Genomic DNA, 20210 nt, shown 5'->3' with positions numbered 1-20210 from the left:
ATCAGGCACCATACGCCGCTTCCGACGAGTGCATCCGCTGCGGCGGAGACCGGCGCTCACCCTGAGCCAGCGGCCGCGCGAAGGAGCGGCGGCAGAGAATCCACATGAAATTAGGCATCACGTCCAAGCTGTTTCTGGCTATCTCCACCTCATGCATCGCCATCGCGATCGCCATGGGTGCGGCCATGCGCGTGAGCTTCGAAAACGGCTTTTTTCACTACCTGGGCGAGCGGAACACGAGCAGTGTCACCCGCCTGACGAAGGCCCTGGAAGGCGCTTATGCGCAACACGGCAACTGGAATTTCCTGCGCGACAACCGCAACGCATGGGCGGGGTTCATCGAAAACGCGCACCTCGGCGCGTCGGAGGCGAACCCGCAGGACCCGGGAACTCGTCTCGAGGGTCCGGGCGGCCCGGGCAGCGACACGCCCCCGCCAGGCGCCCCGCCCGGGCCGCCCCCCGATCAGACAGGCGGCGCAGGCGGCCAGGATGGGCCGGCAGGGCCGCCGTTTGGCGGGCCCCCGCCCGATGCCGCCGGCAACCCGCCCGAGGAGCGCGGACCCGGTGCGGCCTCGCAGCCCGCGACGGCGGCGCGCTGGAGCGATCAAGGACCGCGCGGCCACGGGTGGGTTCCGCCCTGCACGCTGTTCGACGCGCAAAAACATCGCATTGCGGGCAATGGGCCTTTACCGCCACCCGATTCGCAGTTTGAACCGTTGAAGGTCGCGGGCCAGGTGGTCGGCTGGCTTGTCGTGGCTTCCCCCGATAACCTCTTCTATGCGGCCGACCGCCGTTTCCAGGTCCGGCAGTTACGGGCGACGTGGATCATCGTTGCATTGGCCGCATTGCTGGCCGCAGGTGTGGCGATGGTGTTGGCACGCATTTTCCTCGCGCCGATCCGGCGCCTCGTCGACGCAACCCACCGCCTCGCCGGCGGCGACTACGCGACCCGGGTGCCGGAAGGCAGTGGCGACGAATTCAACCGGCTGGCGCAGGACTTCAACCTGCTGGCCGACTCGTTGGAACAGGCGGAGCGCTCGCGCCGGAACTTCATCGCCGATATCTCGCACGAATTGCGCACACCGCTGGCGGTGCTGCGCGGCGAACTCGAGGCGATCGAGGACGGCGTGCGCCATCTCGACCGCGCGTCGCTCTCGTCGCTGCAGAGTGAGGTAGCGATGCTCAGCCAGTTGATCGACGACCTGTATGAGCTGTCGCTCGCCGATATCGGCGCGTTGTCGTTCGAAAAGGTGCCGGTGGATGCCGCAGGCATTGTCAGGGCCGCCACCGACGCCTTCGAGGAACGCCTCAATACAAGGCAGATTGCGCTCGAAACGGAGATCGCCGACCAGCCGGCGATCATCGTGGGCGACCCGCACCGGCTCACGCAACTGCTGAAAAACCTGCTGGAAAACGCTCTACGCTATACCGATCCCGGTGGCAAGGTACTTGTCAGCGCCTCGATGCACGACCAGCAGTTGCATATAGACGTGCAGGATACTTACCCGGGCGTACCCGAGCCGTTATTGCCTCACCTGTTCGAGCGCCTGTTCCGCGTGGACGTCTCACGCAGCCGGCAAAGCGGCGGCGCGGGCCTGGGGCTCGCGTTGTGCCGGCATATCGCCGAAGCCCACAAAGGAACCATAGAAGCCGCGCGCTCGCCGCTCGGCGGTCTTTGGATCAAGCTGCGTTTTCCGCTCCAACCCTCTCACCATGACTGATACGTTCCCCACCGTCCGGATCCTGATCGTCGAGGACGAGCCGAAGCTCGCCGCGCTGCTGACCGACTATCTTCGGGCCGAGGGTTACAACACCACGACCCTCGCTGACGGCCTGCAGGTCATTCCGTCGGTGCGGGCGCAGCCCCCGTCGCTGATTCTCCTCGACCTGATGCTGCCGGGACGCAGCGGACTCGAAATATGCCGCGAGTTGCGCACTTTCTCGGCGGTGCCCGTGATCATCCTGACCGCGCGTGTCGATGAGATCGATCGTCTGCTCGGCCTCGAACTCGGCGCGGACGACTACGTCTGCAAGCCATTCAGTCCGCGCGAAGTGGTCGCACGCGTCAAGGCGATCATGCGGCGCGCCGGACAACTGCCGGCGACGGCGCCGCAGCCGGACCCGGCGCCCAGGCCGCCACTGCAACTGGATGTCGAGCGGCACGTCGCGCGCCTCGACGACACGGATCTACAGCTCACGCCGATCGAACTGAGATTGCTGGCATTGCTGCAATCGACCCCGGGCCGGATCTACCGGCGCGATCACCTGCTGCGGCAGCTCTACGACGATCACCGCGTCGTGACCGACCGCACCGTCGATACCCATATCAAGAACCTGCGCCGCAAGCTGCAAACGGTCCGGCCGGGGCAGGACATGATCCGCTCGATCTATGGGGTCGGTTATCGGCTCGACCTCGATCTGGAAACCGGGAGCGAGGAGGACTGAAGCGCCGCGGCTGACGCTTACCGGCTCAATCGACGATGAACAGTCGCGCACCCGTCCTCGTGCAGGACTGGTGTGCCTCTGCGTTGTCGCCAACCTGGTAGCTCATCCCGGCGGTCAGGACGAACTTGCGTCCGTCTTCGAGAGTCGTTTCCAACTCGCCTTCCATGCAGAAAAGGACATGTCCTTTTTTGCACCAATGGTCCGCAAGGTAACCGGGAGTGTATTCGACCATACGAACCCGGATTCGATTCTGCTCATCACCAAAAAACTGCGTGCGCCAGTAGGCCACGCCGGTTTCGCCTTTGTGCTCAGTTGGTTCGACGTCGGCCCAGTTGGTCGTGCCAAACGCGAAAGCATCCATTTTCATCTTGCTCTTTCCTATCCTTTTGTCGCGTGCCGGTTTGGTGCGTGGCTATTGGTGTCGACGGCGCAAGCATGACCATAACTTCCTGCTCACGTTCGATCAAGCTCAAGCAGTCCAGACTAATGCATCCAGCATAACCGGTGTGAGCGTGGCGGCCTGGTTCACCTGTTTGCCCGCGCGGAACACCCTTCACGGGTACTCCTGCCTGGCGCCGTCCGTGACTTCTGCCGGATTGTGAGCGCAATCCGGACGAAGCAAAGTAACAGCGCCGCTTCGCACTGCCGGAAACACGGTTCGAAGCGCACAAAAGCGCCTTCCTGTCCCTTACGCACCCCACTGGAGCACACCATGACGAAGCTGATTCGCGGCATCGGCATTGCTTCGATTTGCCACGGCACAACCCAACGTCTTCGGCCGGCAACATGAGCGCGCACCGTTTCATAGACCTGTTGCGGCTGCGCAGTCTCGCACGTCCCACCCCGCCGACCAGCCCCGCTGCAAGTACGCTCGCCGTGCAGTTGCGCGACGAATGCGAAGCGATGGCGCGCTATGCGCTGCATCACGGGCTGCCGGTCGCACCGGAGCTCATCGCGCAGCTAAGCGCCCTGCTCGGCAAGGCACCCCAGAGCGTCCCAGCCACGGCACAGGATTCGACGCGTGAGCACGCCTATGCGCTCGCCGCCATTCATCGCAAGCTGTCGACGGCCATCGCACCCGCCACACCGCAAGCGGTCACCTTGCTCGACGCGCAGCATCGCGACCGCCGCGCTCTCGGCTGGCTGGGCCCCGTCCCGCTAATCAGGCTGCTCACCGTCGCGGCGCTCGGCTTTCTGATTGCGGTGATTGTCATTGGCCTGTCACCTGACGTATCGAGCGAAAACATCGATCGAGGCTTCCTCCAGTCGAACGGCACGCGGCTCTTGTGGAACGTGCTGTTTCTGCTGTTCTGCGCGGGACTTGGCGCGTCGTTCGCCACCTTGTTCCAGGCACACCGCTATATCGCCGCGTCGACCTACGACCCGAAATACGACGCCTCATACGGCGCACGCCTGATTCTCGGCCTGATCGCCGGACTGATCCTCGTGGAGATGCTGCCCGCGCGCCTGTTCGATCAAGGCAGCATGCACAGTTTCGGCAAACCGGCACTGGCCATGCTCGGGGGGTTCTCGGCGACCGCTGTGCATCGCTTGCTGCAGCGGCTCGTCGACACGCTGGAAACGCTGGTGCGCGGCGACCGCGCGAACGACGCCGACGCCGCCCTGCAAACGCAGCGCTCACGTGCCGCACACGAACGCACCCAGTGGCAGAGCGAACTGGCCGCGAGCCTGCTCGATCTGCAGCAATCGCTCGATACGTCCGCCTCCGGGGAGGTGGCTCGGCGGCGTCTGGCCGACTTCACCCGCGCGATGCTCGCCGCCGATAGCGCCTCTGCACCGGCCGGCGGATTACAGAACTTTCAAAACGCCGAGGAGTAACGCCATGCTGTTTCTCTACAACCTGCCGTCCGCCGAGATGGGGGCGCTGATCGTCGCGGCCACGCTCGCCGTTGCGCTCACCGGCTACGCGCTGTTCCGCTGCTTCTTTCCGGTGCGGCTCGACGCCGAACAACGCGGCATGACGATCGCCATGATGTCGGCCGTGACGACGATCAATTCGCTGCTCGTCGCGTTTTCGGCGATCTCGGTCTGGGGTTCGTACCAGGCCGCCTCCGACAACGTCGCGGCCGAAGCCGCCTGCGCCACGGAACTCTCGCACGACCTGGCGTCGTTCCATGCGGAGCGTGCCTATGTGGCGCGCCACGATCTGGGCATCTATCTGCAGCGCGTCGTGCGCGACGAATGGCCGTTGATGCAGCAGCACGCCAGCGCGGACGCAGGCACCGAAGCGGCGTTCGACAACATGTTCGCGGCGGTGAACCAGATCGAGCCTTCCGACGATCGCGAGCACGTGCTGCTCGCCGAGGTACTGACGCGCGTGAACGAGATGGTGAAGTACCGCCAGAGGCGCCTGCAAGATCTCGATTCCGCGATGCCGGTTACCTTGTGGGGGGTCATGCTGATCGCGAGCGGCATGTCGCTGGTGCTGCTATACGCGTTACCCGGTACGCGTTTTAACGTGGTGCTCGTGTCGATCTGGGCCATCACGCTCGGGCTCGCGTTTTTCTTCGTGCTGGCCGTCGACCGGCCGTTTGCCGGCGAAGTCAGCGTGGGCTCCGAGCCGATGCAACGGGCGCTCGCCACGCTGATTGCCGAAGACCCCGGGCGCGCGAGCCCGCCCACCTGAGCCGGTCCCCGGCTGCCGGACGACGTGTGCGGGTGGCGGGCCTCCGCCCCCCGCCTGCCCACTGTGTTATCCGTGCACGTCGAACAACGGCGCGCTCGGCGCACGCGAGGCGTCCGCCGCTACGTGCCGGGCCAGCCATAGCGCGGCCTCGGTGCGGTTGCTGACGCCGATCTGGCGAAACAGCGCATACAGGTGATTCTTGATCGTCCCTTCGGCGACGTTCAGCACCCGGCAGATCTGCTTGTTCGACTTGCCTTCGGCCAGCAGCCGTAAGACTTCGCGCTGCCGCGGCGTCAGGCGCTCAAACGAGCGCTCGTCGCCGGCATGCACATGCGAGCGCTCGGCCTGCGCGCCGACGCCGTAGCTGGCCGGCACATAGATCGCTCCCGCGGCAACCCGGCCGAGCGCGTCGGCGAATTCGTCGGCGCTCGCGTGCCGCTCGACGATGCCCGCCGCCCCCGCCAGCAGCGCATCCGCAATCGCCTGGCGGCCCACCGTACGGACCACGAACAGCCACGGCACGGCGCCGAGCGCGTCCCGCAGCACCTTCGGCCACCCCACCTGGGCCGCATGGTCATCCCACTCGATCGTCACCGCTGCAAGGGTTCCCGGGGGCAGGCTGTCGCGCAGCCGGTAAATATCCTCGGGATGTTGGGCGGCCCAGACATGCCAATTATTGTCGCGTTTCCATAGCACATCGGCGACCCCGGCTACGAAAAGCGGCGGACTATCGATCATCAGGACGTTCATTTGCGCTGTTTCCCTCGGTAACGGAACGCTCGGATTGAGATTATTCGCGTCCCTTCGGCTCGCTTTTACCTCTGTTTTAAAAAGGGCGCACTAGGCCCGTCGATCCGTGACAAACGTTCTAATTCGGACGCGCATGTCTTTCATGAAGAATTTCCGTGTCATTTTCATGGGCTGTCGTGCATGACTGACGGCCTATCCCCTGCCGATCATTGTTTATGTAACTTGAATAAAGACAGCGAATTCTCGTTGTCGCCACATGAAGGGGGTTTTTATGGATGCCAATTTTATCGGCTCGGTCATTAACGCTTTGCCGATGGATCAAATGATTGCAGGGCCGTTGAAAGCAATGATTAGCGCGCAAACCCAGGCGGCAAAAAGTTATGCCGACTTTTTGATGCAGGTTTGTATTCAAAACGGCAAGGCGGTAGCCGTGCAATTCGACTACGACGAAACCCTGGTCGACGAAAGCGGCGTGTCCAAAGGCGTGGTGCAAAAGACCATGCGCATTCCGCTGCTTGCCGCGATCGTGCATCCGATCATCGCGATCGAAGAAGGCACGATCGACTTCGAGATGGAGATCACGCAATCGGAGAAAGACGCGTCGTCGACCGAGGCGGGCGGCGAGGTGCAGGCCAAGCTCGGCTGGGGACCGGTCAGCGTCAGCATCTCGGGACGGGTGTCGCACAAGTCGGAGCAGACGCGCAGCACGGACACGCGCGCCAAGTACTCGATCCACACGCAGATCAAGCGGCAGTCGCCGCCGGAAGCGCTGATGCGGGTCATCGATTTTCTGACCGAGGCCGCGACCAAGCCCGTCGTCACCGAGGACAAGTCGAAAGACGTCAAGCCGCTGCCCGCAACGCCCACCGACGGCAAGCTGGTCGGCCAGGCGGCAGCAGACGGTGCGCCGCAAGCGGGCGGGACGCAGGCAGGCGGCGAGCAACAGGCCGTGGCGCACTAAGCGCGCCGGCGAGCGAGAGCGGACCTCATCATGTTCAGCTTCTTCAAGCGGCGTCGCGCCTCGCGCGAGGCAACGGCGGCCGGCGTGCCGCCCGGCGTAACAGGCGAGCACGCCACAGACGATGTGCGCGGCGCGGACCCAGCGAGCACGGCGGGCACAGCTCAGCCGGCGAGCGCCAGCGGCAAAACCAACCCACGGGGTGCAGATGGTTCGCCACAGGATGACTCGCCGGACGCGATGCGCTCGGCTCCTTCGGGCTCCTCTGGGTTCGGCCAGCCGTCTGCTGCGGCCTCTGCGTCGCCACCTTCCGTCGCGCCGCCTCCTGCTTCTCCTTCCGCCACACCGCCTTTTGACTCGCCTCCTGGTTCGCCTCCTGGTTCGCCGCCTGGCTCACCGCCTGGTTCACCTCCTCCCGCTTCGCCGCCTTCCAGCGCTGACCGCCCCCCTCCGCGCGGCCTCGCGCTCGACGAGATCACCCGCGGCATGCAGCACGCGGCGGCCGCGGCCAACCAGTTGCTCGCGCAGCAGTACACCACTGTGCTCGATCAGTTCTTCGATCAGGACGAGGACGGCCTGTTGTCGCCGCGCGAGGTCGAGGTTGCGCTCGACGCCCAGCACACGATGCCGGTGCCGCTGGTCGCGCTCGCCACGCCGCGCGGGCTCGCGCTCGAGCGGATGGTGGTGCATCTGACGGTGCGGGCGGACTTCACCGAAGCATTGCCCGCAGGCGGCTTCGCGGGCGGCGACCAGCGCGGCCGCTTCTACGTGACGCTCGCCCCGCCGTCGGCAAGGACCGGCACTGACGGCAGCGCTGCGACGCGCGACAGCCAGCACATCGACATCGAAATGCACTTCGCGGCGCTCGCTCCGCCCGAAGCGATCATGCGCGTGATCGACGAATACACGAATCGTCTGCTGCCGCGCGCACGGCACGGCGACGAGGAGAATTCCCATGCCTGACCAACCCGAATGCACCGGTGCACAAGGCATCGATCTGATCAAGCACTTCGAGGGCCTGCGTCTGACCCGCTACCTCGACGCGGTCGGCAAGCCGACCATCGGCTACGGTCATCTGATCCTGCCGCACGAGCGCTTCACCCGTCCGCTTACCGCGAGCGAAGCCGAAGCGCTGCTCAGGAAGGATCTGCGCAGCGCCGAGCTAGCGCTGCGCAAGCTGTTACGCGTGCCGGTCACACAGCAGCAATTCGACGCGCTGATGGCCTTTGTCTTCAACCTCGGCGCGGGGCGATTGCGCTCGTCGACCTTACTGCGCTACCTGAACGCCGGTGCGACCGCGCGCGCCGCCGACCAGTTTCTGGTCTGGAACAAGGCCGGCGGCAAGCCGCTCGCGGGCCTCACACGCCGCCGCCAGGCCGAACGCAAGCTGTTTCTCTCGTAGCTGTTGCCTGGCGTTCCTGTCACCCCGGAGTGGCCACCTCGCGGCCACTCAAGGGCCATTTAGTAGCCACCAGCCTCTTGGCAACTCTTTTTTAGCCATCCTTCCTTTAGGAGCCTTCTCATGATTCCGTCACGTTACGGCCGCCGCAGCCGTTGCCTGTGCACGCCCACCCGGCCGGTTCGCGCCATCTTCCTCGCAGCCGTTGTCAGTGTCGCGACGACCTCGGCGCTTGCCGCACCGGATCCCCAAACTGCCGCGCCAACCTGCAGCGCCGAAGTCGCCGGCATCAGCAGCACGCTGCAAACTGCACGGCTGCCGGCGTTGTGCGAACGCTGCGCGGCGCGGCTCGCGCAAACGTTAGGAAGCCTCTATGCAAACGGCGTGTGGCCAGGCTTTTATGTGTCCGCGGACAACGCCAACTGGGACGACCCACAACGCCGTCCAGCGATGCTAAGCGGCCAGAGCCTTGCACACATCGTCGACGGCGAGGATTTCGCCGCCGACATCGACAGCGGCTACGGGCCGCGCGGCGTGCTCCGCTTGCGCTACACCGCCGGCAATCAGCCGCTCGAGGTCACGACCACCGACCACCGGGTGTCGATTCCCGTGACGTACTGCACGGGCGGCAGCACGCAATAGCGGGTGCGATGACCCGCTCCATCGCACCCTGGCCCGTGCCAGGCCGTCTCGCCCAGGCCATCGGTCCCATGCCTTCGACCCGGCCTTCCGCCCTATTCAACTGGTCCCGTTGCAAACGTACGCTGCAAGTGCAGCACAACACAGCACGAATCACCTGGCAGAGCAAACCGATACCTAACACGACGACAGGAGCAAAGGCATGAACGCAGCCCCGCAGTTCAACGGATTGACCCCTCCACTCCCGGCCCGGCGGCGCTTGCGCGCATGCGTTGCAGGACTCGCATTCGCGCTCGCGGCAGTCAGTTCCGCTCACGCTGCCGTCAGCCCGCCGCTGCCTGCCTACGGCGCCGATCTGCAGCGCACGTCCGTATCGGGATTGTCGTCGGGTGCGTTCATGGCCGCGCAATTCGATGTCGCCTATTCGACGCAACTGGTCGGCGCCGGCATCGTCGCGGGTGGAGCCTTCCACTGCGCGGGCGAATCGGAATTCGTCACCCCCGCGGTCGCCGCAGTCACCTTGTGCATGCAGCCACTCGGCGACGCGCCCGCCGCGGCCGGTGCATGGCGCGACGCACGCCATTATGCGCAAGCCGGCCTGATCGACAGCACCGAGGGTTTGCGCGATCAGCGCATCTATCTGTTCAGCGGTGCGAAAGATACGATCGTAGCGACGCGCGTGGTCGATCAGGCCGAGCAATTTTACGAGCTGGCCCAGGTGCCACGCGCCAACATCGAGTATCAGCGCAATGCCGATGCGGGCCATGCACTGATCACCAATCGTCCCGAAGACTCGGCGTGCGACGCGAACAAGAGCCCGTTCATCAATAACTGCGGCTTCGAACAGTCGCACGAAATCGTGCGCTGGATCTACGCGAAACCCGCCGCGCCGCTCAATCCGCCCACCGCGCAGGCGAGCGGCAAGCTGCTCGCCTTCGATCAGCACGTGTTCGATCCCAGCGGGCGCGCCTCGCTCGCCGACACCGGCTATGTCTACGTGCCGGCCGAGTGCGAACACAAATCGTGCGCGGTGCATGTGGTGTTCCACGGCTGCGCGCAGAACGTGGATACGGTCGGCGAACGCTTCGTGCGCGGCGCCGGCTACAACGAGATCGCCGATACCAATCGCCTCATCGTGATCTATCCGCAGGTCGGCAGCAAATCGGCCGTCAACCCGCTCGGCTGCTGGGACTTCTGGGGCTACACGAGCGCCGATCCGGAACACCCCGATTTCTATACCCGCGAGGCGCCGCAGATGGCTGCGGTGATGAAGATGATCCAGCGTCTCGGCGAAGCACGGCCATAAGCGCGACCGTCGAGCCACCGCCAAAACCGGCATATGCGCCCCGCACCCGTTCATCTCGAACTCGCCAACCACCTTAAGGACTCACCATGCTTTCCTCGTTAATTGCGCAATGGGAAACCGCCAATCTCGCCGCCTTCGAACTTCTCGGCAAAGTCGTGACGAAGTCGGCCAACCCGGCGGGCTTGCCGGGCGCCGTCACCGATATCGGCGCATGGCGAGCCTTCGCACGCACCGCGTTACAAGCCGGCCAGCGCTACGCCACCGTTTGCCAGTCGGCACTTGACGAAAGCTGGCGCGAACAGCGCGACCGGCTGGCGTTGAAGGACACCGCTGTGGCAGTCAAGCAGCTCGCCACGCTGAATGCCGATCTTGCCACCCGTCTCGCGCAGGGGCACATGCAGCACACCGGCGCAATTGCCGACGCCGCCGCGCAGTACCTCGACGACCTGTCCCACACGCGCGGCGCAGCGGACCTCGCCATGGCGTTCGGCAAATTTTCCGGCGACGTGCAGGCGCAAAGCCGCGCGCATGCGCTGCATATCGCGGCACTGGCAGGCGGCGTGGCTCCCGCCCTCGCGCAATGGGCCGACACCAATCTGACTGACGATACGGAGCGCGCGTCGTGAACATCCAGTTGAGCTTCATCAACCGCTCGAACGATTGCGGCAACAGCGAAGTCGTGCTGTTCCAGCGCAACGTAGTGCCGGATCTCGACGAGCTTGCGATCGCATGGAAAGTCATCCGCTACTGCGGACGCGACTGTATTCACCCATTCGTATTTTCGACCGCACTCGAAATCGCACTAGGCGACGACCACGGCAACTTCTCGCCGCGGGTCGCCGCGCAGCCGGGCGAGCGCTTCGTCATTCACGCCCATCCGACCGGGCGCGGCCGGCTCGTGCCCGACGCGACCGGGGCCAGCGGCGCGGACGGCACGGGTAGCGGCGCCGATATCCAGGTCGTCAACCGCCTGCCGCGCGGCGCCGTCAACGTCAATGCGTTCAGCTCGGGCAAGCTGCTCGCCGCCAAGCAGGCTGTCGCGCCTGGGCAGAAAGCGGAATTCCGCTTCACTCCGGCGCTTTGGATCGCCGTCGCCTCGCAGGTGCAGGAGAGCCGCGCGCTGAGTTCGGCGGTGATGTCGAGCGACAGCACGTTGCTGCAGCTTGCCGGCATCGCCGCGGCGGAGATCGTGATGACAGGCGGCGGCAGCGGCACGCAGGCGCAGCCGTTCAGCTTCGCGCTCGAAAACGTGCTGCACCTCTAGCGTATGGCGCCGCCCGCGCAACGCGGGCCTTCCCTTCCGGTTTGGTTCGACGACCTGTTCGCGAGAACAGGCCGGTGGCAAGGTACGCGGCAAACCGATTGCCGTTTTCTCAACTCAAGGAGCAAGCAAGTGGACATCCAGCTGAATTTCATCAACCGTTCCAACGATGCGAACAACTCGAGCATCGTGATCTTCCAGAAAAACGTCGCAACCGATTTCGACGAACTGGCGATCGCGTGGAAAGTGATTCGCAACTGCGGCCAGGGCGACAACCACCCGTTCAAGTTTCCGATGACGATGACGGTCAGCGCGAGCGACAGCTACGGCAACTACATGCCGCAGCAGACCGCGGCCAACGGCCAGGTGTTTCAGGTCGTGCGTTCGACCTCGGGCGACGTGCTCACGCTCGCCACGGAGCCGGGCAACAGCTCCGAGGTGCAGGTGCGCAACGATCTCGCGAGCGGCGCGGCGAACGCCACCATCTACAAGGACGGCACGCCGCTCGCGACGAAGACCTCGATCGCCCCGGGCCAGAAGGCCGTGTTCCAGTTCAAGCCGACGCTGTGGATCGGCGTTGCGTCGCAAATCGAGCAGGGCGCGCTGCTGAATTCGGCGGTGATCTCCGACATCAACGCGGAGCTGTCGCTGCTGGGTATTGCCAGCGCCGACATCGTGATGACGGGCGGCGGACCTGGCCCCCGCTCACTGCCGTTCACGTTCCGGATGGAACGCGTCGTGATGGCGTAAGCCGCACGCCGGCGGCGGCAGCCTGGCCGCCGCCGCTCCTCTACCTATCAGAAAGGCTTTGTCATGGACATCAAGCTCAACTTCATCAATCTGTCGAACGACGTCAACAACAGCCAGATCGTGATCTTCCAGAAGAACGTCTCCACCGATTTCGACGAACTGGCGATCGCATGGAAGGTCATCAGCAACTGCGGACGCGGCGACAACCATCCGTTCGTGTTTCCGATGCGCACCAGCGTCACCGCCAGCGACGCCGACGGCAACTACATGCCGCAGAAGCTCGCGCAGAACGGTCAGATGTTCAACGTATCGCGCGTCGCCTCGGGCAATGTGCTGGCGCTGGCCGGCGCTTCGTCGAACTCGCGCGAGATCCAGTTGCGTAACGACTTGCGCACCGGCGCAATCACCGCGTCGGTGTTCAAGGACAACCGCCTGCTCGCGCACAAGACCGGCATCGTGCCGGGACAGAAAGCGGTGTTCGAATTCAAGCCGACACTGTGGATCGGCACCGCGTCGCAGATCGAGCAAGGCGCGGTCATGAACTCGGCCGTGCTCTCCGATATCAATACGGAGCTGTCGCTGCTCGGCATCGCACGCGCGGACATCGTCATGACGGGCGGCGGTGGCGGCACGAGCGCCGTGTCGTATCAGTTCAAGCTCACGAACGTGGTGATGGGTTAAACCACGCTCGGCGCCGTCGCAGGGGCGGCCCGGCGGTTCGCGGGTCGGCCTTGCCCGTTGCCGTGCGCCGGCCGGCAAGCCCCTTTCAAGCTAGCGCCACTTCCACATGCGCGCGCAACGCATCCACAAACGCCCTGACTTTCGCCGACGGATACCGTGCCGCCGGAAACAGCGCATGAATCCCCCCAGGCGGCGAAGCCCAATCGGGCAGCAGGCGGATCAGGCGTCCCGCTGCAACATCTTCGCTGACCGAGAAATTCGTCAGGCACGCCACCCCGCCACCCGCCAGCGTCGCCGCGCGGCAAGCCGGCGCCGTATCCGCCAGAAACCCAGGCGCAAACCGCACCGTCAGTTTCCTGCCGCGCGAATTCTCAAGCGACATCGTCAATGGCTTCGGCAACACCGCCATCCCCACAAACGGCATCCCAGCCAGCGCCGCAGGCGTCGCCGGTCGCCCCCAGGCGGCCACAAACTCCGGACTCGCGACCACCCAGCGCACGAAGCTGCTGATCTTCACGGCCCGATGGCTCGAATCGGCCAGCCGCCCCACCCGGATCGCCACATCCACGCCCTCGGCCAGCAGATTCACCACCCGGTCATTCGACACCAGTTCGATACACAGCTCCGGATGCGCCTGTCGCAGCGCCACCAGCGCCGGCGCAACCACCATCGCGCCGTAATCCACCGGCGTCGCCACCCGCAGCGTACCGCGCAACGTACCGCCGCCTTCTTCCACTACCTGCAGCGCTTCATCAGCAATACTGAGGATTTGCCGGCTGGCTTCGTAGAACGCTCTGCCCGCCTCGGTGACGCTGACCCGCCGTGTCGTACGCACCAGCAGGCTCGCCCCCACTTCCGCCTCGAGCCGCTGCATATGCGTGCTGACCATGGTCTTGGCGATGCCGAGCCGCTCTGCCGCCGCCGTCAACGAACCCGCCTCGATCACCGCGACAAAGACCGCCAGCCGGTTGAGATTCACATCGCTCGCACTAGCCATTCGATTGTCCACTTTAAGAGGAAAGAGTAACCACGATTATCCATCTTCTCAGGCCAGTCCGCGGAGAATAAGCTGGCATCACTTGTCCATTGCCACTTTGCTTCAAGGAGCGCCCGATGTCCTCTACCAAGCCTGCCCAACCGATCCGGCTGCATACCACCCCGCTGTCGGGCCATGGTCATCGCGTCAAGCTGTTCCTGACCATGCTCGACCTGCCGTTCACGGTCATCGAGCTGAACATGAAGGCCGGCGACAACCGCAAGCCTGCCCACCTCGCGCTCAATCCGTTCGGCGAAGTGCCCGTGATCGAAGACGGCGAGATCGTCATGAGCGATTCGAATGCGATCCTCGTGTACCTCGCGCGCAAATATGCCGATCCCTCCTGGTTGCCGCAGGATCCGCTCGGCGCCGCTGCCGTGCAACGCTGGCTCTCGCTCGCTGCCGGCAAGATCGCCTACGGGCCGTGCGCTGCGCGTCTGGTGACCGCGTTCGGCGCGCCGCACAACCTGGAGACGGCGCAAAAGATTGCCGTCAACCTCTTCAAGGTGCTCGACGCCGAGTTAAGCAGCAAGCCGTTCGCGATCGGCGCTACGCCGACCATCGCCGATATCGCCGCTCATTCGTATATCGCGCATGCCCCCGAAGGCGGCATTTCGCTCGAACCGTATCCGCATATCCGTGCGTGGCTCAAGCGCGTGGAAGCGCTGCCGCGCTTCGTGCCGCTGCCCACGACCAAGGTCGGTCTGCTCGCTGAGGCCCAATAGCCTCGTCACGCGCATCGCACTCTACGTCCACCCAGAGAGTCGATCATGTCAATGCCCGCTCCTGCGCCTGGCTGGCGCGCCAGTGAATCGCCGTTTCATGCGGGCGAACTCGCAGCGCAGGAGCGTGCGGGCGTGCGCGAGCGGATGAATGCCGACGCCCACCGGGGCATCCGTGACTACATGCCCGAGCAGCATCGCCGGTTCTTTGCGGAGCAGCCGTTCATGGTGCTGGGCGGCCTCGACGCAAGCGGTCAACCGTGGGCCTCGTTGCGCGTCGGCGCGCCTGGATTCGTCTCGACACCCGATGAGCGCACCGTGCGCATTGCCGGGCGCGCGCCGGCCGGCGATCCGCTGGCTGCGGCATGGCACGTCGGCGCGTTGATCGGCGGACTGGGGATTCAGCCGGCCACGCGTCGGCGCAACCGGGTCAACGGGGTCATCACGGCGCTGGACGGCGAGACGCTCACGTTGAGCGTGAGCCAAAGCTTCGGCAACTGCGCGAAGTACATCCAGAGCCGTGCGCCTACCTTCGTCGCTTCCATTGCCGATGAGCCGCGCATCGCGCCGGTCCCATCGCCGGCGCTCAGCCCGGCCGACCGCGCCCTGCTCGCCCGTGCCGACACGTTCTTTATCGCCAGCGCCAACGCATCCGACGACGCGGGTTTTGGACGCGGCGCCGATGTCTCGCATCGCGGCGGCAAGCCCGGCTTCATTCGTGTGGACGACGAGCGCACGCTGACCACACCGGATTTCAGCGGCAATCAGTTCTTCAATACGATCGGCAATCTGCTGGAGGATCCGCGGGCGGGCTTGCTGGTGATCGACTTCGCAAGCGGCGATCTGCTGTATCTCGCGGTGGATGCCGAGATCATCTGGGAAGGTTCGGAACTCGAATCGTTTGCGGGTGCAGAGCGGCTCATGCGCTTTCACATCCGCGAAGTTCGGCGCACGCCAGGCGCGTTGCCGTTTCGCTGGTCGGAAGTGCAATATGCGCCGCAACTCGAGAAAACGGGTACCTGGGCAACGCAGGCAGCAGCGGCTTTGGCGGCAAGCGGCTGGCGCAAGCTGAAAGTGGTCGAGGCGCGCGAGGAGACGCCGTCGGCGCGCTCGTTCTATCTGGAGTCCGCTGATGGCTCGCCGCTTGCCCGCTTCGAGCCGGGCCAGTTTCTGCCGATCCGCCTGCACGTGCCTGGACTCGCCACGCCGCTCATGCGCACCTACACGCTCTCGGATGCGGATCATGGCCGGCACTACCGCATCACCGTCAAGCGCGAAGGTGTGGCCTCCGCATGGCTGCACGAGCATATCCAACAAGGGGACGTCATCGAAGCAAAGGCGCCCGCAGGCGCTTTCAAGCTGGATCGCGCCAGCCGACGCCCGGTTGTGCTGCTGTCCGCGGGGATCGGCATCACGCCGATGATGGCGATGCTCAATACATTGCTCGCGGACACGGGCGGGCAAACCCAGCCCGAACACATCCACTTCGTGCACGGCGCGCGCAACGCCAACGAGCACCCGTTCGCTGCTCAACTCATGGCAGCGGCAGAGGCGCACCCCAATGTTTCGGTACATCTGCGGGATAGCCGTCCTGCCACGGATGCGGAAGATTCACTCGCCGCGCGCCCGGTGGGACGCGTGGACATCGCGTTTCTCAAACGCGTGCTGCCATTCGGCGACTACGATTTTTATCTCTGCGGTCCAGGCGCGTTCATGCAGGATATCTACAACGGCCTGCGGGCGCTCAACGTTGCTGACGAGCGGATTCGCTTCGAAGCGTTTGGACCGGCCAGCGTCAAACGCAGCGAAAGCATCGCCAACGGAACACGCGCAGAAGCGCCAACTCCGGCCCAAAACGCCGCGCAGTCGTCGAAAATTGTATTTATGCGTAGCGGACGTGAAGCGAAGTGGTCGCACGAGGCTGGCAGTTTGCTCGAACTTGCCGAGGCAAATGGCGTGACGGTGGAGTCGAACTGCCGATCAGGAGCATGCGGGACATGCTCGACGCGGCTACTCGCCGGTGAGGTCGCGTACCCGGTACCATGCGAGGCACAAATCGAACCGGGCCATGCGCTGATTTGCAGTGCGATACCCGCGAAGACAGAAACCGGCGAAGAATCGACGGTGATTCTGGATCTGTAACAACTGGGGCGCGATGCGCCCCGAGCTTATTCCGGACGGCGATGCGCTTCAGCGATGATGGCGCACGTTTGCAGGTGCAGTTGCAGCGCGCGGCGAGCGAGTGCGCCGAGGCGGGCAAGCCAGCCGTTAGCGGCGGGGGCGGAAGTGGCGGTAATGTGGCTCATGGCAAGCTCCAGTTCAGGCTAGGGTTAACTACCTAGGTAATAACCCTATTATAGACCTCTCTTGCCGCAACGCAACAAATCAAAATAAATCCAGACTTACCCCAACCCCAAGGCGGCGCTCCTGCGTCGCACCAATCCCCTCAACTCCCCGCCAGCCAAGCCTTTGCCTGCAAACCCGCGAGCCCTGGGCAACCGCATCGCAACATTTCCCCCGTCTTGACTCCAGTTACCCACCCTGCTGTACTAAATAAAACAAAGTGATTTAGTCAGAAAGGCCAGTCCGATCCTGTGTCATCCGACGCAGGCAGCGAGGCCACGAGAGGCGCCCCCAGCGCCCATCAGCTATTGAATCGACCGTAGTCCAAAAACGTCGTTATCAATTATCCGGAGGAGCGTCCCATGAATCAGAGTTCCCGCAAGCATCCCGCCGCCCGGCGTCTCGCCACGCTGTGCGTCGCCGCATCCGCTGTCTGGTGCGCAAGCGCCACGTTGGCCGTCGCCGATCAGCCCGTAGTCGGTCTCATCACCAAAACCGACACGAACCCGTTCTTCGTCAAGATGCGCCAGGGCGCGGAAGCCGCGGCGCAAAAGGACGGCGCCAAGCTGCTGACCGCGGCCGGCAAGTTCGACGGCGACAACGCGAGCCAGGTCACCGCCATCGAAAACATGATGACGGCGGGCGCCAAGGCGATTCTGATTACGCCGAGCGATACCAAGGCCATCGTGCCGAGCATCAAGAAGGCCCGCGCCGCGGGCGTCATGGTGATCGCGCTCGATACGCCGACCGAACCGCAAGACGCCACGGACGCCCTGTTCGCCACCGACAACTTCAAGGCCGGCGTCCTGATCGGCCAATACGCGAAGGCCGCCATGGGCGGCAAGCCGGCCAAGATCGCCACGCTCGATCTCGCACCGGGCGTCTCGGTCGGGGTACTGCGGCATAACGGCTTCCTGCAGGGCTTCGGCATCAAGGAAGGCGACCCCGCCGTCGTCTGCAGCCAGGACACGCGCGGCGATCAGGCGAAGGGCCAGACGGCGATGGAGAACTGCCTGCAGAAATCGCCCGACATCAACGTGGTCTACACGATCAACGAACCGGCCGCAGCCGGCGCGTATCGCGCGCTCAAGGCAGCCGGCAAGGACAAGGACGTGATGATCGTCTCGATCGACGGCGGCTGCGAAGGCGTGCGCAACGTCAAGGCCGGCGCGATCGCCGCGACCTCGCAGCAGTATCCGCTGAAGATGGCCTCGCTCGGCGTCGATGCAGGCGTCGAATACGCCAAGAGCGGCAAGAAGGTCGCGGGCTATCACGACACCGGCGTCACGCTGATCACCGACAAGCCGATGAGCGGCGTGGACAGCAAGGACTCCCAGTTCGGTCTGGCGAACTGCTGGGGCCAGTAAGCATTCCCAGGCAAATGGGAGGCCCGCCGACGGGTCTCCCACCGTTTTGCCGCGTGGCCGACGCGTCACGCTTTAGTAGCGAGGAAATTCCATCATGTCGACTCCTTCCGCCCCAGCCAGCGGCCACCGCGCCCTGTCCGAGCGACTGCCTTCGCTCGCCGAAATCGGCCCGCTGATCGCCCTTCTGCTGGCCTGCGTGTTCTTTATCACGCAGAGCAATCGCTTCCTGTCGTTCCAGAACCTCTCGCTGATCCTGCAGCAGACCATGGTCGTCGCGGTCATTGCAATCGGCCAGACGCTGATCGTGCTGACCGGCGGCATCGACCTTTCCTGCGGCATGGTGATGGCGTTCGGCTCGATCGTCATGAGCAAGTTCGCAGTCAACCTCGGCGTGCCGCCGATTCTCGCGATCGCTTGCGGCATCGGTGCAAGCGCCCTGTTCGGCGCGCTCAACGGCACGCTGATCACGCGCATCAAACTGCCGGCGTTCATCGTCACGCTCGGCACCCTGAACATCGCCTTCGCGCTCACGCAGATCTATTCGAATGCGGAAAGCGTCTCGAACCTGCCCGATGCGATCATGTTCCTCGGCAACACGTTCAGCATCGGGCCGGCCCAGGTGACCTACGGCACGGTCCTGACGCTGCTGATGTATCTGGCCACCTGGTTCGTGTTGCGCGACACAGTCCCGGGACGGCATCTCTACGCGCTCGGCAACAACGCTGAAGCCGCGCGGCTCATGGGTCTCTCGTCGCAACGCATCCTGCTGACCGTGTACACGCTGGCCGGCGCGATCTACGGCATCGCCGCCCTGTTGTCGGTGTCGCGCACCGGTGTGGGCGATCCACAAGCGGGGCAAACCGAGAACCTCGACAGCATTACCGCCGTGGTGCTCGGCGGCACCAGCCTGTTCGGCGGACGCGGCTCGATTGTCGGCACCTTGCTCGGCGCGCTGATTGTCGGCGTGTTCCGCAACGGTCTGACCTTGATCGGCGTGTCGTCGGTGTATCAGGTGTTGATCACCGGCATGCTGGTGATTCTCGCCGTCGCCGCCGACAAGCTGTCCCACCGCGGCGCTCGATGAGCCATCAGGAGCCTGTCATGCCTACTCCCCAAACTGCTTCCAACGTGACGCCGGTTCTGCAGGCGCGTGGACTCGTCAAACGTTATGGCCACGTCACGGCGCTCGACGGCTGCGACTTCGAAGTGATGCCCGGCGAAATCATGGCCGTGATCGGCGACAACGGCGCCGGCAAGTCGTCGCTGATCAAGGCGCTCTCCGGTGCGACGGTGCCCGACGAAGGCGAGATTCTGCTCGACGGCAAGCCGGTCAAATTCCGCAGCCCGCTCGATGCCCGCGCCCAGGGCATCGAAACCGTCTATCAGGATCTCGCGGTGGCGCCCGCCATGAGCATCGCCGAAAACCTGTTTCTGGCACGCGAGCTGGTCAAACCGGGCTGGCGCGGCTCGATCTTCAAGATGATCGACAAGCGCCGCATGCTCGAAGAAGCAACCGCGCATATGAAGGGCCTGCAGATCGGCATCCGCTCGATGCGCCAGGCGGTCGAAACCCTGTCCGGCGGACAGCGCCAGGGCGTGGCGGTGGCGCGCAGCGCTGCGTTTGCCCGCCACGTGGTGATTCTCGACGAACCCACCGCGGCGCTCGGCGTGAAGGAAGGCAACATGGTGCTCGAACTGATCCGGCGCGTGCGCGACCGCGGCTTGCCGGTCATCCTCATCAGCCACAACATGCCGCACGTGTTCGAGATCGCCGATCGCATCCATATCCAGCGGCTCGGACGGCGCGCGGCGCTCGTCAATACCAAGGACATCCACATGTCCGAAGCGGTCGCCATCATGACCGGCGCGAAGGAAGCGGACGTCAAGGCCATCGCATGATGCACGC

General features: G+C 64.6%; 22 protein-coding genes. 18 read left to right on the top strand and 4 right to left on the bottom strand.

All coding sequences use genetic code 11. From position 1 onward, the window contains the following. Positions 1 to 104 precede the first annotated feature (104 nt). Positions 105 to 1721: an ATP-binding protein gene (locus AC1ECK_RS00420; protein WP_480314793.1), complete on the top strand. Its 1617-nt coding sequence runs from the start codon at positions 105 to 107 to the stop codon at positions 1719 to 1721. Continuing rightward, positions 1714 to 2445, top strand: coding sequence for a response regulator (locus tag AC1ECK_RS00415; protein ID WP_480314791.1), 732 nt, complete (start codon positions 1714 to 1716; stop codon positions 2443 to 2445). Before AC1ECK_RS00420 ends, AC1ECK_RS00415 begins: the two co-directional genes overlap by 8 nt. A gap of 25 nt (positions 2446 to 2470) precedes the next feature. Here the strand turns inward: AC1ECK_RS00415 and AC1ECK_RS00410 are convergent, their stop codons facing one another. Then, positions 2471 to 2812, bottom strand: coding sequence for a DHCW motif cupin fold protein (locus AC1ECK_RS00410; RefSeq protein ID WP_480314789.1), 342 nt, complete (start codon positions 2810 to 2812; stop codon positions 2471 to 2473). Between the two features lie 419 nt (positions 2813 to 3231). Here AC1ECK_RS00410 and AC1ECK_RS00405 point away from each other — a divergent pair, with 419 nt between their 5' ends. Then, positions 3232 to 4284 (top strand): hypothetical protein, encoded by a 1053-nt coding sequence (locus tag AC1ECK_RS00405; protein ID WP_480314787.1) that lies wholly within the window; start codon positions 3232 to 3234, stop codon positions 4282 to 4284. 4 nt (positions 4285 to 4288) lie between these two features. Then, complete coding sequence (locus AC1ECK_RS00400) at positions 4289 to 5092, top strand: bestrophin-like domain (RefSeq protein WP_480314785.1); 804 nt, start codon at positions 4289 to 4291, stop codon at positions 5090 to 5092. A 66-nt stretch (positions 5093 to 5158) separates the two neighbouring features. Here AC1ECK_RS00400 and AC1ECK_RS00395 read toward each other — a convergent pair whose 3' ends face one another. Beyond that, the gene (locus tag AC1ECK_RS00395; protein ID WP_480314783.1) at positions 5159 to 5842 is read right to left on the bottom strand and encodes a helix-turn-helix transcriptional regulator; all 684 of its coding nucleotides are present in this window, start codon (positions 5840 to 5842) and stop codon (positions 5159 to 5161) included. Between the two features lie 256 nt (positions 5843 to 6098). On the opposite strand from AC1ECK_RS00395, the gene AC1ECK_RS00390 reads away from it, so the two are divergent. The 9 genes from AC1ECK_RS00390 to AC1ECK_RS00350 all read left to right on the top strand — a co-directional run bounded on the left by AC1ECK_RS00390 (position 6099) and on the right by AC1ECK_RS00350 (position 12836). Beyond that, on the top strand, positions 6099 to 6803 hold the full coding sequence (locus tag AC1ECK_RS00390) for a DUF2589 domain-containing protein (protein WP_480314781.1): 705 nt from the start codon (positions 6099 to 6101) through the stop codon (positions 6801 to 6803). Positions 6804 to 7274: 471 nt separating this feature from the next. After that, positions 7275 to 7763 (top strand): DUF2589 domain-containing protein, encoded by a 489-nt coding sequence (locus AC1ECK_RS00385; RefSeq protein ID WP_480315546.1) that lies wholly within the window; start codon positions 7275 to 7277, stop codon positions 7761 to 7763. Then, positions 7756 to 8202, top strand: coding sequence for a lysozyme (locus tag AC1ECK_RS00380; RefSeq protein WP_480314779.1), 447 nt, complete (start codon positions 7756 to 7758; stop codon positions 8200 to 8202). Before AC1ECK_RS00385 ends, AC1ECK_RS00380 begins: the two co-directional genes overlap by 8 nt. A gap of 120 nt (positions 8203 to 8322) precedes the next feature. Next, positions 8323 to 8841, top strand: a complete 519-nt coding sequence (locus AC1ECK_RS00375) for a hypothetical protein (RefSeq protein ID WP_480314778.1) — start codon at positions 8323 to 8325, stop codon at positions 8839 to 8841. Between the two features lie 199 nt (positions 8842 to 9040). Next, a complete protein-coding gene (locus AC1ECK_RS00370; RefSeq protein WP_480314776.1) occupies positions 9041 to 10144 on the top strand; it encodes an extracellular catalytic domain type 2 short-chain-length polyhydroxyalkanoate depolymerase in 1104 nt (367 codons plus the stop codon). An 86-nt stretch (positions 10145 to 10230) separates the two neighbouring features. Continuing rightward, complete coding sequence (locus AC1ECK_RS00365) at positions 10231 to 10770, top strand: hypothetical protein (protein ID WP_480314774.1); 540 nt, start codon at positions 10231 to 10233, stop codon at positions 10768 to 10770. Continuing rightward, entirely contained in the window at positions 10767 to 11408 is a 642-nt protein-coding gene (locus AC1ECK_RS00360) for a hypothetical protein (RefSeq protein WP_480314772.1), read from the top strand. The genes AC1ECK_RS00365 and AC1ECK_RS00360 overlap by 4 nt, the downstream gene beginning before the upstream one ends. Positions 11409 to 11537: 129 nt before the next feature. Beyond that, a complete protein-coding gene (locus AC1ECK_RS00355) occupies positions 11538 to 12155 on the top strand; it encodes a cupredoxin domain-containing protein (protein ID WP_480314770.1) in 618 nt (205 codons plus the stop codon). 63 nt (positions 12156 to 12218) lie between these two features. After that, a complete protein-coding gene (locus AC1ECK_RS00350) occupies positions 12219 to 12836 on the top strand; it encodes a hypothetical protein (protein ID WP_480314768.1) in 618 nt (205 codons plus the stop codon). A gap of 85 nt (positions 12837 to 12921) precedes the next feature. On the opposite strand, the gene AC1ECK_RS00345 is transcribed toward AC1ECK_RS00350, so the two are convergent. After that, positions 12922 to 13833: a LysR family transcriptional regulator gene (locus AC1ECK_RS00345; protein WP_480314766.1), complete on the bottom strand. Its 912-nt coding sequence runs from the start codon at positions 13831 to 13833 to the stop codon at positions 12922 to 12924. Positions 13834 to 13949: 116 nt separating this feature from the next. Between AC1ECK_RS00345 and AC1ECK_RS00340 the strand changes: the two genes are divergently transcribed. Together AC1ECK_RS00340 and AC1ECK_RS00335 are read left to right on the top strand one after the other, a co-directional pair. Then, the gene (locus tag AC1ECK_RS00340; RefSeq protein ID WP_480314764.1) at positions 13950 to 14597 is read left to right on the top strand and encodes a glutathione S-transferase family protein; all 648 of its coding nucleotides are present in this window, start codon (positions 13950 to 13952) and stop codon (positions 14595 to 14597) included. Between the two features lie 45 nt (positions 14598 to 14642). Next, the gene (locus tag AC1ECK_RS00335; protein ID WP_480314762.1) at positions 14643 to 16736 is read left to right on the top strand and encodes a 2Fe-2S iron-sulfur cluster-binding protein; all 2094 of its coding nucleotides are present in this window, start codon (positions 14643 to 14645) and stop codon (positions 16734 to 16736) included. Between the two features lie 26 nt (positions 16737 to 16762). Here the strand turns inward: AC1ECK_RS00335 and AC1ECK_RS00330 are convergent, their stop codons facing one another. Continuing rightward, positions 16763 to 16900 carry a hypothetical protein gene (locus AC1ECK_RS00330; RefSeq protein WP_480314760.1) on the bottom strand — a complete coding sequence of 46 codons (138 nt, stop codon included), beginning with the start codon at positions 16898 to 16900 and terminating at the stop codon, positions 16763 to 16765. Between the two features lie 399 nt (positions 16901 to 17299). Between AC1ECK_RS00330 and AC1ECK_RS00325 the strand changes: the two genes are divergently transcribed. From AC1ECK_RS00325 to AC1ECK_RS00315, 3 genes are all read left to right on the top strand, one after another. After that, positions 17300 to 18304, top strand: coding sequence for a substrate-binding domain-containing protein (locus AC1ECK_RS00325; protein WP_480314758.1), 1005 nt, complete (start codon positions 17300 to 17302; stop codon positions 18302 to 18304). A 94-nt stretch (positions 18305 to 18398) separates the two neighbouring features. Continuing rightward, entirely contained in the window at positions 18399 to 19388 is a 990-nt protein-coding gene (locus AC1ECK_RS00320) for an ABC transporter permease (protein WP_480314756.1), read from the top strand. Between the two features lie 17 nt (positions 19389 to 19405). Beyond that, positions 19406 to 20203 carry an ATP-binding cassette domain-containing protein gene (locus tag AC1ECK_RS00315; RefSeq protein ID WP_480314754.1) on the top strand — a complete coding sequence of 266 codons (798 nt, stop codon included), beginning with the start codon at positions 19406 to 19408 and terminating at the stop codon, positions 20201 to 20203. Positions 20204 to 20210 lie beyond the last annotated feature (7 nt).

It is taken from the genome of Paraburkholderia sp. SSBN10T, assembly GCF_056619545.1.
This window is presented reverse-complemented; position numbering and strand designations above follow the sequence as displayed.

Coding starts and splice junctions, on each gene's coding strand:
- AC1ECK_RS00420 (WP_480314793.1), top strand. CDS start 105: ATGAAATTAGGCATCACGTCCAAGCTGTTTCTGGCTATCTCCACCTCA.
- AC1ECK_RS00410 (WP_480314789.1), bottom strand. CDS start 2,812: ATGAAAATGGATGCTTTCGCGTTTGGCACGACCAACTGGGCCGACGTC.
- AC1ECK_RS00335 (WP_480314762.1), top strand. CDS start 14,643: ATGTCAATGCCCGCTCCTGCGCCTGGCTGGCGCGCCAGTGAATCGCCG.
- AC1ECK_RS00415 (WP_480314791.1), top strand. CDS start 1,714: ATGACTGATACGTTCCCCACCGTCCGGATCCTGATCGTCGAGGACGAG.
- AC1ECK_RS00330 (WP_480314760.1), bottom strand. CDS start 16,900: ATGAGCCACATTACCGCCACTTCCGCCCCCGCCGCTAACGGCTGGCTT.
- AC1ECK_RS00400 (WP_480314785.1), top strand. CDS start 4,289: ATGCTGTTTCTCTACAACCTGCCGTCCGCCGAGATGGGGGCGCTGATC.
- AC1ECK_RS00395 (WP_480314783.1), bottom strand. CDS start 5,842: ATGAACGTCCTGATGATCGATAGTCCGCCGCTTTTCGTAGCCGGGGTC.
- AC1ECK_RS00340 (WP_480314764.1), top strand. CDS start 13,950: ATGTCCTCTACCAAGCCTGCCCAACCGATCCGGCTGCATACCACCCCG.
- AC1ECK_RS00350 (WP_480314768.1), top strand. CDS start 12,219: ATGGACATCAAGCTCAACTTCATCAATCTGTCGAACGACGTCAACAAC.
- AC1ECK_RS00325 (WP_480314758.1), top strand. CDS start 17,300: ATGAATCAGAGTTCCCGCAAGCATCCCGCCGCCCGGCGTCTCGCCACG.
- AC1ECK_RS00405 (WP_480314787.1), top strand. CDS start 3,232: ATGAGCGCGCACCGTTTCATAGACCTGTTGCGGCTGCGCAGTCTCGCA.
- AC1ECK_RS00375 (WP_480314778.1), top strand. CDS start 8,323: ATGATTCCGTCACGTTACGGCCGCCGCAGCCGTTGCCTGTGCACGCCC.
- AC1ECK_RS00380 (WP_480314779.1), top strand. CDS start 7,756: ATGCCTGACCAACCCGAATGCACCGGTGCACAAGGCATCGATCTGATC.
- AC1ECK_RS00365 (WP_480314774.1), top strand. CDS start 10,231: ATGCTTTCCTCGTTAATTGCGCAATGGGAAACCGCCAATCTCGCCGCC.
- AC1ECK_RS00320 (WP_480314756.1), top strand. CDS start 18,399: ATGTCGACTCCTTCCGCCCCAGCCAGCGGCCACCGCGCCCTGTCCGAG.
- AC1ECK_RS00315 (WP_480314754.1), top strand. CDS start 19,406: ATGCCTACTCCCCAAACTGCTTCCAACGTGACGCCGGTTCTGCAGGCG.
- AC1ECK_RS00345 (WP_480314766.1), bottom strand. CDS start 13,833: ATGGCTAGTGCGAGCGATGTGAATCTCAACCGGCTGGCGGTCTTTGTC.
- AC1ECK_RS00370 (WP_480314776.1), top strand. CDS start 9,041: ATGAACGCAGCCCCGCAGTTCAACGGATTGACCCCTCCACTCCCGGCC.
- AC1ECK_RS00390 (WP_480314781.1), top strand. CDS start 6,099: ATGAAGGGGGTTTTTATGGATGCCAATTTTATCGGCTCGGTCATTAAC.